Origin of the sequence: Jatrophihabitans sp. (genome assembly GCF_036389215.1) — a bacterium.
Lineage (GTDB): Bacteria > Actinomycetota > Actinomycetes > Mycobacteriales > Jatrophihabitantaceae > Jatrophihabitans_A.
Window position 1 is genome coordinate 1 of record NZ_DASVQG010000103.1, and the last position, 11,045, is coordinate 11,045.

Below are 11,045 nucleotides of genomic sequence, written 5' to 3' on the forward strand. Positions count from 1 at the left end.
CAACCCCCGCGGGTCCAGCGAGGCCAGCTCACCGGTCGGCCTCGCCGATGGGGCCAGTCGCACCAGCTGCCCGAGCCGTTCGGAGGCGGGGAGCATCGCCGAATACACCGGATGCTCGGCCCACTCCGGCTCCGGGACGTCAGCCAGCCACGCCGCGAGCTCCGCATCCAGGGTGTCGAACATACTATCGAGTCTAGCATGCCGAGTGGACTGTGATCGCGAAGAATGCCTTATGTGGAAAGGTGATTCTCGATCGAACTAAGGCAAGCCGGCCAGCTGGAACGGTGTTCAGCCGCGTCGCTCGCCGTGCCGCGAGCACACCGCACGCCAGCCCCTCGGACCGACCTGCACCACCATGATTCTCGATCGAACTAATGCAAGCCGGCCAGCTGGAACGGTGTTCAGCCGAGTCGCTCGCCGTGCCGCGAGCACACCGCACGCCAGCCCATCGGATCGACCTGCACCACCATCCGTCGAGCGCAGCGCGGGCAGAAGCGCGGCGGTTCAAGCGCGGCTCGATCGATGCAGGCCAGATGCGTACCGTCAGCAAGCGCACGGTCGATCGGCTTGCCGCACTGGCCGCAATACGGTGCTGTGTCAGCCATCTGCGGCCTACAACGTCGTCGACAATGCCTTGATCGGCATCTTCAACTCGGCGAGCAGCTCGATATCGGACTGCGCCGGCCGCCCCAGCGTGGTCAGGTAATTGCCGACGATGACCGCGTTGATGCCGCCGAGCATTCCCTGCCGGGCACCCAGATCGCCGAGGGTCAGCTCCCGCCCGCCGGCGAACCGCAGGATGGTGCGCGGCATCGCCAGCCGAAAGGCCGCGATGGTCCGCAGCGCGTCCCTGCCGGCCAGCACCGGCAGGCCGGCGAACGGCGTACCCGGTCGCGGATTGAGGAAGTTCATCGGCACCTCGTCCGGCCGGAGGTCAGCCAGCTGCACCGCGAACTCCGCGCGCTGCTCCAGGCTCTCGCCCATACCGATGATGCCGCCGCAGCACACTTCCAGCCCCGCGGCAGCCACCAGCCGAAGTGTCTGAACCCGCTCCTGCCAGGTATGGGTGGTGACCACCCGGTCGAAGTACGAGCGGGCCGTCTCGAGGTTGTGGTTGTAGCGATGCACCCCGATCGCCACCAACTGGTCCACCTGAGCCTGGTCGAGCATGCCCAGCGAGCAGGCGATCTGGATGTCCACCTCGGCGCGGATGGCCTTGACACCCTCGGCCACCTGGCTCATCAGCCGCTGGTCGGGCCCCCGCACCGCCGCCACGATGCAGAATTCGGTCGCACCGGTCTTGGCTGTCTGCTTGGCCGCCTCCACCAGGCTCGGCACGTCCAGCCAGGCCGAGCGGACCGGTGAGGAGAACTGGCCCGACTGCGAGCAGAAGTGACAGTCCTCGGGGCAACCGCCGGTCTTGAGGCTGATGATGCCCTCCACCTCCACCTCCGGCCCGCACCAGCGCATCCGCACCTCGTGTGCCAGCGTCAGCAGCGGCTCCAGCTGGTCGTCGGGCAGCCGGAGCACCTCGACCAGCTCGGCCTCGCCCAGGCCGATCCCGGCGTCCAACACCTGGCTGCGGGCACGGCTCAGCACGGGGGTCTCGATCGCGGTCATCGGCTACTCACTCTCATCGGTTCTGGCGCGGCATGGCGGCGGACGAAGTCCGCGGCATCGAAGCTGCCCCCGAGCACCGGCGGCAGCGATCGGAGGGCGACCTCGGTGAAGGCCGCGCGCTCCAGCCCGCCGGCGCCGTGGCCGATCACCCCGTGCAGCGGCGTGCCCGTGTAGGAGGGCAGGTCCACCAGATTGCAGCGCTCGGCCAGCCCCGGCTGGGCCGGCCAGTCGCCCACCACCAGATGGTGCGGCCCCCAGCCACGCTTCCTGAGGGCGTCGGCCGAGGCCGCCGCATGGTGCAGGCAACCCAACGACGCGGTCGTGACAAGCACCACCTCGAACCGAGGAGCCTCGGCACCGGGAGTCTTGAACCCAGGAGCCTCGAACCCGGGAGTCTCGAAACCGGGAGCCTCAACACCAGGAGCCTGGAAACCAGCAGCGCCGCCGTCCTCCGCGGACGCCAGCTGCCGGACAGCGCCGGCAAGCTCGCAGATGCCCTCGCCGCGGTCGTTGAACCGGACCAGCACCCCGCCCGCGCCCTCGATGATCACCAGGTCCCGATCGGCCAACCCCGCTACCCGGACGGCCAACTCGGCCAGGTCCGGACCGCTCTCGCCCAACCGGCGAGCCGCCGTCGCCGGTGCCAGCGGCTCGGGGTAGCGGGCGTACTCGTGCAGATCGGTGAGGCCGGTGAGCCGGCTTACCTCGGCCAGGTCAGCCGGCTCACCCGGCGACACCCCGGTCTGCACCGGCTTGACCACCGCCACCCGCTGCCCGGCCCCCAGCGCGCAGGCGGCCAGCGCCGCGGTGGTCACGGTCTTGCCCACTCCGGTTCCGGTACCGGTGACCACGACGATGTTCATGACGGCGACACTGCCTGCCAGGTCCGACAGAACCGCCGGCCGGGTGGACCCGTCCAGCGGATGCGATCCGGTGCGGTGAGGAACATGGGCGCCAACGCTACGTCAGCTCGCTGCCGGCCGGCACCGCCGCCGTGCCAGGCACCGCCGCCGTGCCAGGCACCCGCCGCCGTGCCAGGCACCCGCCGCGTGCCAGGCACCCGCCGCCGTGCCAGGCACCCGCCGTCCCGGCTGTCGTCATCCCCGCACCGGGCCAGCCGCGACCACCGCGGCCTGCATCGCCGCGCAGACCGTGGCCAGGTCCTCATCGCCGATCAGGTACGCCGGCATGGTGTAGATCAGGTCCCGGAACGGCCGCAGCCACACCCCCCGGGCGGCGGCCGCGGCGGTGGCTGCCGCCACCTCGACGTCGCCGGCCAGCTGCACCACGCCGATCGCGCCCAGCACCCGGACGTCGCGAACGCCCGGCAGCGCCCTGATCGGGGCGAGGCCGCCGCGCAGTCCCGCCTCGATCCGCGCCACCGAGGCCTGCCAGTCCTGGGAGAGCAGCAGCTCGATCGAGGCCCGTGAGATGGCGGCGGCCAGCGGGTTGGCCATGAACGTCGGTCCGTGCGCGAGCACCGGCACCGGACCGCGGGAGATCTGCTCGGCCACCTCGGTGGTGCACAGCGTGGCCGCCATCGACAGGTACCCGCCGGTCATCGCCTTGCCCAGGCAGCAGATGTCGGGGGCCACCTCGGCATGGTCGGCGGCGAACAGCGCGCCGGTACGGCCGAAACCGGTCGCGATCTCGTCGAAGATCAGCAACACCGAATGCCGGTCGGCCAGTTCCCGCAGCGCCCTCAGGTAGGCCGGGCTGGAGAACCGCATCCCGCCGGCTCCCTGGACGACCGGTTCGACGATGATCGCCGCCAGCGAGTCGGCGTGCTCGGCCAGTGCCTGCTCCCACTGCCGCAGGTAGGCCGGGTCCGGCTCGGCCTCGAAACCGGCCGGCGGCTCGTCCACGAAGACCTGCGCGGGCAGGACCGGCTGCCACGACGAGTGCATGCCGCCCACCGGATCACAGACGCTCATCGGGTGCAGCGTGTCACCGTGGTAGCCACCGCGCCAGGTGATCAACCGGTGCTTGCCCGGCCGGCCGGCCGACGCCCAGAACTGCAGCGCCATCTTCGCCGCGACCTCCACCGCCACCGAACCCGAATCGGAGAAGAACACGTGCCGCAGCGGCTCGGCGGTGACGGCCACCAGCAGGCGGGCCAGCTCGATGGCCGGTTCGTGGGTCAGGCCGCCGAACATCACATGGCTCATCGAGTCCAGTTGCCGGTGCGCGGCCGCGTCCAGCACCGGGTGCCGGTAGCCGTGGATCGCCGCCCACCACGAGGACATGCCGTCGATCAGCTCCCGGCCGTCGGCCAACCGCAGCCGGACTCCGGACGCCGAACGCACCAGCAATGGCTCGGCGCGCCCCGGCATCGGCCCGTACGGGTGCCAGACGTGCGCCCGGTCGGCGGCCAGCAACTCGGCCGAGGTCGCCGACCCAGCCGGGTCAGGCGCCCACCCAGCCTCAGGCGGACGAGCCGGGTCACTCACCCCTGGTCTGGAACGTCTCGGTCGCCGACGGAGTCTTCGGGGTCGCGTCCACGCCCGCTTCCCGGCGCTGCTCCGGGGTGATCGGCGCCGGCGCCTCGGTCAACGGGTCATACCCGCCCCCGGTCTTGGGGAACGCGATCACGTCGCGGATCGAGTCGGTGCCCGACAGCAGCGCGCAGATCCGGTCCCAGCCGAAGGCGATCCCCCCGTGCGGCGGCGCTCCGTAGGCGAAGGCGTCGAGCAGGAACCCGAACTTCTCCCTCGCCTGCTCCTCGTCCAGGCCCATCATCTTGAAGACCCGTTCCTGGATGTCGCGGCGGTGGATACGGATCGAGCCGCCGCCGATCTCGTTGCCGTTGCAGACGATGTCGTAGGCGTAGGCCAACGCGTTGCCCGGGTCGGTGTCGAAGCTGTCGAGGAACTCCCTCTTGGGGCTGGTGAACGCGTGGTGCACCGCGGTCCAGGCACCCGAGCCGACCGCGACGTCACCGCTGGCGGTGGCCTCGGAGCTGGGTTCGAACAGCGGCGCGTCGACCACCCAGAGGAACGACCAGGCACTCTCGTCGATCAAGCCCAACCGCCGGCCGATCTCCAGCCGGGCCGCGCCCAGCAGCGACTGGGTGCTCTTGCGGGTTCCGGCGGCGAAGAACACGCAGTCCCCGGGCTGGGCGCCGACGAACTTGGCCAGACCCGCCCGCTCGGACTCCGACAGGTTCTTCGCCACCGGGCCGCTCAGCTCACCGTCGGCTCCGACCAGCACGTAGGCCAGGCCGCGGGCACCTCGCTGCTTGGCCCACTCCTGCCAGGCATCGAGCTGGCGGCGCGGCTGGGAGGCGCCACCGGCCATCACCACCGCCCCGACATAGGGCGCCTGGAACACCCGGAACGGCGTGTCGGCGAAGTAGCCGGTGCAGTCGGTCAGCTCCAGCCCGAAACGCAGGTCGGGCTTGTCGGAACCGTAGCGGTCCATCACCTCGGTGTAGGTGTGGCGGGGGATCTCGGCCGGCACGTCGTAGCCGATCAAGGCCCACAGCGCGCGCAGGACCTCCTCGGAAAGGGCGAGCACGTCATCCTGCTCGACGAAGCTCATCTCGATGTCGAGCTGGGTGAACTCCGGCTGCCGGTCGGCCCGGAAGTCCTCGTCGCGGTAGCAGCGCGCGATCTGGAAGTAGCGTTCCATGCCGCCCACCATCAGCAGCTGCTTGAACAGCTGCGGCGACTGCGGCAGCGCGTACCAGCTACCGGGCTGCAACCGGGCCGGCACCAGGAAGTCCCGGGCGCCTTCTGGGGTGGACCGGGTCAGCGTCGGGGTCTCGATCTCGACGAAGTCGTGGCGGTACAGCACCTCGCGAGCCGCCCGGTTGACCTTGCTGCGCAGCCGGATCGCCGCTGCCGGAGCGGGGCGTCTCAAGTCCAGGTAGCGGTACTTCAGCCGCGCCTCCTCGCCGACCTCGGTGTGCTCGTCGATCTGGAACGGCAGCACGGCTGACTCGCTGAGCACCACGAGCTGCTCGGCGATGACCTCGACCTCGCCGGTGGCCAGGTTGGGGTTGACCCGCCCTTCCAGCCGCTCCCGCACGGGGCCGGTGACCTGGACGCACCACTCGTTGCGCAGGTTGTGGGCGATCTCGTCGTCCCGCAGGACCACCTGGACGACCCCCGAGGCGTCGCGCAGGTCGATGAACGCGACGCCGCCATGATCGCGGCGACTGGCGACCCAGCCCGCCAGGGTGACGGTCTCCCCTGCCTGGTTCGCTCTCAGCGTCCCGGCCTGATGCGTGCGCAGCACAGCAAGTTCCTCTCGATTCGTAGAAGCCAAGTCTTTCACGCGGGTACGGCCGGGCCGTCCGGCCTCAGGCTTCGGGCCGCACCACCTGGGGGCGCAGGTCCTCGGCCGGCGGCAGCCAGGTCGCCGGATCGGCCAGCTGCTGCTCGCCGGTCCGGATGTCCTTGACCTCGTGCGGATTGTCGGGCCCGGCCGGGAACCAGACGAACGGGATGCCGCGGCGTTCGGCGTACCGGATCTGCTTGCCGTAGCGCTGGGCAGCCGGTGCCACCTCGGTGGCGATGCCGTTGGCCCGCAGCTGGGCGGCGATGGCATCGCAGCCGGCGCGCGAGCCCTCGTCCGGCAGGGCGACCAGAACCGCCGAGGGCACCGACCGGCTGGCGGTGAGCTTCTTGCGGTTGAACAGCGGCAGCAGCATCCGGGTGACGCCGAGGGAGATGCCGACACCGGGATAGCTGGTCCGCCCGTCGTTGGCGAGGGAGTCGTACCGCCCGCCCGAACAGATCGAGCCCAGGCTCTCGAAGCCCGCCATCCGGGTCTCGAAGACGGTTCCGGTGTAGTAGTCCAGGCCCCGGGCGATCCGCAGGTCGGCCTCCACCTGGAACCGGTCGGTGCCCAGGGGCGCGCACCCGTCGATCACCGCGGCGAGCTCGGCCAGGCCCTCCTCGAGCAGGTCGTGCCTGATCCCGAGCGCCCGGACCCGCTCGACGAAGGAGCTGTCCGAGGCCCGGATGTCGGCCAGCGCGAGGCACAGCCCGGCCTGGCGCGGGTTCAGGCCGGCCTCGGACTCCAGCATGGTGGCGATGATCTCGGCCGGCACCTTGTCGATCTTGTCGATCACCCGCATCACGGCGGGTACGTCCGGCGCGCCGACTCCGAGGAAGAAACCCTCGATCAGCTTGCGGTTGTTCACCTGCAGCTTCAGCGCCGGAACCGGCAGCCTCGACAGCGCCTCGGCCATCACCCGGGCCACCTCGACGTCGTGGTGGAAGGGCAGCACGTCGCGGGCCACCACGTCGATGTCGGCCTGGGTGAACTCCCGGTACCGGCCCTCCTGCGGCCGCTCGCCGCGCCACACCTTCTGGATCTGGTACCGCCGGAACGGGAACTCCAGCCTCCCGGCGTTCTCCAGGACGTAGCGGGCGAACGGCACGGTGAGATCGAAGTGCAGGCCCAGCATGGAGGCGTCCGAGGAGTTCTGGCCGCGCTCGGCATCAGCAGGTGTGGCATCGCCACGCTCGGCATCGGCAGGCTTGGCGTCGCCACGCCCGGCATCGGCAGGGGTGTCGTGCTGCCCCGCTTGCAGGCGCCGCAGCAGGTAGACCTCCTTGTCGATCTCGCCCTTGCGCAGCAGCTGCTCCAGCGGCTCCGCGGCGCGGGTCTCGACCGGTGCGAAGCCGTGCAGCTCGAAGCTGGCCCGCAAGCTGTCGAGCACCCGAAGCTCGACGAAGCGCTCGGTGGGCAGCAGCTCGGGAAACCCGCTCAGCGGGGTCGGCTTGGCAACAGTCACATCAGGTTCCTCAGGAAGGGGTTGGTCATCCGTTCGCGACCTATGGTGGTCTGCGGGCCGTGGCCCGGACAAACTATTACTTCATCGGCCATCGACAGGATCACCGTCTGCAGCGACCGTGACATCTCCGCCATCGACCCACCGGGCAGGTCGACCCGGCCGATGGAGCCGGCGAACAGCACGTCACCGGAGAACAGCACGTCGCTGTGCTCCCCGGCCGATTCACCGGCGGCGCTCAGGTCGAGGCTGAACACCACGGAGCCGCGGGTGTGCCCGGGCGCATGCCGGACGGTCAGTTCCAGGCCGGCCAGCTCCAGCGTGCCGTTGTCGCGCAGCTCACGGACGTCCTCCGGCTCGGCGAAGGTCAGCCCGGACGCGCCGAAGATCGGTTCGCCGGGCCGCAGCCCGTGGAAGGTCCAGGGATCGGCCAGTGCCGAGCGATCCTGCTGGTGGATGTAGGCGGGCACGTCGCGGGCCTGGCAGACCGGCAGCACCGAGAAGGTGTGGTCGAGGTGCCCGTGCGTGAGCAGCACCGCCACCGGGTGCAGCCGGTGCTCGGCGACGATCTCGTTCAACTGGCCGCTGATCCCCACGCCCGGGTCGATGATCACGCACTGTTCCCCAGGGCCGGGAGCGACCACGAAGCAGTTGGTCCCGGCCACCTGGGCGGGGAAGCCCTCAATCAGCACAGCTGGCTCTCCGGCATCTTCTCGAACGGTCTTTGGGGAATGCGGTCCGGCGAGGCGATCTAGCTGTCGATGCCCCACTTTGGCCCCGATCCGAGCCTACCCAGGCCGGTTCCGGCCACGGCTCCCGACGGCAGGGCGACACCGCTCAGCGGGTTCACAGCCGGATACTCAACCTCGTTCTCTACAATTCGCCCTCGAGTTGCCGTTCAGCACCGGACGCAGAACACCCTGCGCCGCATCGGGAGGACCGCCAGTGCCCAACAGCAAGCAGCGCCGTGACCAGGCCCGCCGTCACCTGGAGCGGCAGCTGGTCCGCCGGCAGCAGCGGGAAGTGCGCCGCCGCAAGCTCAACCTGATCGGCACGGTGGTGGGCGTCCTGGTGCTGTTCGCGGTGGTGATCGTCACCGTGGTGATGGTCTCCGACGACAACAAGAGCAGCACCGCCGACCCGGCGGCCAGTTCCACCGCACCGTCCAGCAGCGCCTCGCCCTCGGCGTCGGGTTCGCCGCTGCCGAGCCGGAAGCCCAGCCCGATCGCGGCCCGGGCGCCGAAGAAGACCAGCGGCCCCTGTGCCTATGCCGAGGACGCCACCAAGCTGAGCTCCGGCAACCTCTTCGACGTCGGGCTGCCGCCGGACCCCAAGCCCACCCCGACCTCGAACTCGACCGCGGTGTTCGCCACCAACCAGGGCACCATCACGGTGACCCTGGACGGCGCCTCGGCGCCCTGCAACGTGCAGAGCATCAAGTACCTGATCAGCAAGAACTTCTACGACAACACCGCCTGCCCGCGCTCGGTGAACTCCGGCATCTTCGTCGTGCAGTGCGGTGACCCGTCCGGCACCACGGCGGGCGGCCCCACCTACACCACGAAGGACGAGGGCCTCACCAAGGTCAGCTACACCGAGGGCACCCTGGCGATGGCCAACGCCGGGCCCAACACCAACGGCAGCCAGTTCTTCTTCATCACCAAGGACAGCAACGGCTCGCTGGGCAAGAACTACAGCGTGATCGGCCATGTCACCGGTGGCCTGGACATCCTGAAGAAGGTGGCGACCGGCGGCGACGACGGCTCCAACAAGGCTGGCGGCGGCAAGCCGAACGTGCCGCTGTGGTTCAAGACGGTGCGGATCAAGGCCTAGCCTGCCGGCTGACCCGCTCAGCGCGTTCCGGCGTTCGCCGAGCAGGTCAGTTTCGAACCGGGTCGCCTCAGTTGGCGGCGTGCACCCGGTAGACGTCGTAGACGCCCTCGACGCCGCGCACGGTGCGCAGCAGGTTGTCCAGGTGCTTGGCCTCGGCCAGCTCGAAGGTGAACCGCGACACCGCCACCCGGTCCCGGTTGGTCGCCACCGAGGCGGACAGGATGTTCACCCGCTCGTCGGAGAGGACCCGGGAGACGTCGGAGAGCAGCCGGTGCCGGTCCAGCGCCTCGACCTGGATCGAGACGACGAAGACCGAGTCCGCCGAGGGTGCCCATTCGACGTCGACCAGCCGGTCCTTCTGCTCCTCCAGGGAGCCGGCGTTCGTGCAGCTTCGCCGGTGCACCGACACCCCGCCGCCGCGGGTGATGAATCCGAGGATCTCATCGCCGGGCACCGGGGTGCAGCAGCGGGCCAGCTTGACCCAGACATCGCTCATGCCCGAGACCATCACGCCCGCGTCCCCGCCGGACCGCCGCGGCGTCGTGGTGGTCTTGGTGCTCTGCATCGGGATGGCAGTCTCGGCCAGGTCCTCCGTGGCACCCTCGACCCCGCCGAGCGAGGCGACCAGCTTCTGCACGATCGACTGGGCCGAGACGTGGTTCTCCCCGATGGCCACGTAGAGCGCCGTCACGTCGGTCAGGTGCATGTCGCGGGCGATGGTCACCAGCTGGTCACCGCCGAGCAGCCGCTGCATCGGCAGCGAGGACTTGCGCATCGCCCGGGTGAGCGCGGTCTTGCCGGCCTCCACCGCGTCCTCGCGGCGTTCCTTGGCGAACCACTGCCGGATCTTGGTCTTGGCCCGGGGCGAGGCGACGAAGGTCAGCCAGTCCCGGGACGGCCCGGCGGTCTCGGACTTGGCGGTGAACACCTCGACGGTGTCGCCGTGGTCCAGCTTGGTCTCCAGGGCCACCAGCTTGCCGTTGACCCGGGCGCCGATGCAGCGGTGCCCGACATCGGTGTGCACGGCGTAGGCGAGGTCGACCGGCGTGGACCCGGCCGGCAGCGGGATCACGTCGCCCTTCGGCGTGAACACGTACACCTCGCGGGCACCCAGGTCGAAGCGCAGGGTGTCCAGGAACTCACCGGGCTCCTGCGCCTCGCGCTGCCAGTCCATCAGCTGGCGCAGCCACACCATCTCATCGCTGACCGCGGCCGGCGTCGCGGTGACGGTGCCGACCTCCTTGTACTTCCAGTGCGCCGCGATCCCGAACTCCGCGGTGCGGTGCATGGCGTGGGTGCGGATCTGCAGCTCGACCGGCTTGCCACCCGGACCGATCACGGTGGTGTGCAGCGACTGGTACATGTTGAACTTCGGCGTCGCGATGAAGTCCTTGAACCGGCCCGGCACCGGCTGCCAGTTCGCGTGGATCACCCCGAGGGCGCCATAGCAGTCACGCTCGGTGTCGACCAGCACCCGGATGCCCACCAGGTCATAGATGTCGGTGAACTCCCGGCCCCGCACGATCATCTTCTGGTAGATCGAGTAGTAGTGCTTGGGACGTCCGTAGACGTGCGCCCGGATGCCGCCGGCCTTGAGGTCGCGGTTGACCCGTTCGATGACGTCGTTGAGGTAGACGTCGCGCTGCGGCGCCCGGTCAGCGACCAGCCGGACGATCTCGTCGTACCGCTTGGGGTAGAGGGTGGCGAACGCCAGGTCCTCCAGCTCCCACTTGACGGTGTTCATGCCCAGCCGGTGGGCCAGCGGGGCGAGCACCTCCAGCGTCTCGCGGGCCTTGCGCTCCTGCTTGACCGGCGGCAGGAACCGCAGCGTGCGCATGTTGTGCAGCCG

At 70.0% G+C, this 11,045-nt stretch carries 10 protein-coding genes and 1 pseudogene; 1 reads left to right on the forward strand and 10 read right to left on the reverse strand.

Translation table 11 applies throughout. From position 1 onward, the window contains the following. The 9 genes and pseudogenes from VF542_RS04820 to VF542_RS04860 all read right to left on the reverse strand — a co-directional run. Positions 1-183: pseudogene (locus VF542_RS04820) on the reverse strand (hypothetical protein); the annotation flags it as partial. A 218-nt stretch (positions 184-401) separates the two neighbouring features. Next, the gene (locus VF542_RS04825) at positions 402-605 is read right to left on the reverse strand and encodes a hypothetical protein (RefSeq protein ID WP_408650573.1); all 204 of its coding nucleotides are present in this window, start codon (positions 603-605) and stop codon (positions 402-404) included. A gap of 7 nt (positions 606-612) precedes the next feature. Next, positions 613-1,620 (reverse strand): biotin synthase BioB, encoded by a 1,008-nt coding sequence (gene bioB / locus VF542_RS04830; protein WP_408650574.1) that lies wholly within the window; start codon positions 1,618-1,620, stop codon positions 613-615. After that, positions 1,617-2,483 (reverse strand): ATP-dependent dethiobiotin synthetase BioD, encoded by an 867-nt coding sequence (bioD, locus tag VF542_RS04835; protein WP_408650575.1) that lies wholly within the window; start codon positions 2,481-2,483, stop codon positions 1,617-1,619. Before bioD ends, bioB begins: the two co-directional genes overlap by 4 nt. Before the next feature lie 97 nt (positions 2,484-2,580). Beyond that, on the reverse strand, positions 2,581-2,721 hold the full coding sequence (locus VF542_RS04840; protein ID WP_408650576.1) for a hypothetical protein: 141 nt from the start codon (positions 2,719-2,721) through the stop codon (positions 2,581-2,583). Further along, positions 2,718-4,070, reverse strand: a complete 1,353-nt coding sequence (locus tag VF542_RS04845) for an adenosylmethionine--8-amino-7-oxononanoate transaminase (protein WP_408650577.1) — start codon at positions 4,068-4,070, stop codon at positions 2,718-2,720. Before VF542_RS04845 ends, VF542_RS04840 begins: the two co-directional genes overlap by 4 nt. After that, positions 4,063-5,859 carry an aspartate--tRNA ligase gene (gene aspS, locus VF542_RS04850; protein WP_408650578.1) on the reverse strand — a complete coding sequence of 599 codons (1,797 nt, stop codon included), beginning with the start codon at positions 5,857-5,859 and terminating at the stop codon, positions 4,063-4,065. Before aspS ends, VF542_RS04845 begins: the two co-directional genes overlap by 8 nt. 64 nt (positions 5,860-5,923) lie before the next feature. Further along, a complete protein-coding gene (gene hisS / locus VF542_RS04855; RefSeq protein ID WP_408650579.1) occupies positions 5,924-7,366 on the reverse strand; it encodes a histidine--tRNA ligase in 1,443 nt (480 codons plus the stop codon). Then, a complete protein-coding gene (locus VF542_RS04860; RefSeq protein WP_408650580.1) occupies positions 7,363-8,055 on the reverse strand; it encodes an MBL fold metallo-hydrolase in 693 nt (230 codons plus the stop codon). The genes hisS and VF542_RS04860 overlap by 4 nt, the downstream gene beginning before the upstream one ends. 253 nt (positions 8,056-8,308) lie before the next feature. Here VF542_RS04860 and VF542_RS04865 point away from each other — a divergent pair, with 253 nt between their 5' ends. Then, complete coding sequence (locus VF542_RS04865; protein ID WP_408650581.1) at positions 8,309-9,196, forward strand: peptidylprolyl isomerase; 888 nt, start codon at positions 8,309-8,311, stop codon at positions 9,194-9,196. A 67-nt stretch (positions 9,197-9,263) separates the two neighbouring features. Here VF542_RS04865 and VF542_RS04870 read toward each other — a convergent pair. After that, the coding region (locus VF542_RS04870) for a RelA/SpoT family protein (protein WP_408650582.1) at positions 9,264-11,045 on the reverse strand (1,782 nt) is incomplete at its 5' end.

What these genes read in the sequence shown, in the direction of transcription:
- VF542_RS04825 (WP_408650573.1), bottom strand. Translation starts at nt 605, where the DNA reads ATGGCTGACACAGCACCGTATTGCGGCCAGTGCGGCAAGCCGATCGAC.
- bioB (WP_408650574.1), bottom strand. Translation starts at nt 1,620, where the DNA reads ATGACCGCGATCGAGACCCCCGTGCTGAGCCGTGCCCGCAGCCAGGTG.
- bioD (WP_408650575.1), bottom strand. Translation starts at nt 2,483, where the DNA reads ATGAACATCGTCGTGGTCACCGGTACCGGAACCGGAGTGGGCAAGACC.
- VF542_RS04840 (WP_408650576.1), bottom strand. Translation starts at nt 2,721, where the DNA reads ATGACGACAGCCGGGACGGCGGGTGCCTGGCACGGCGGCGGGTGCCTG.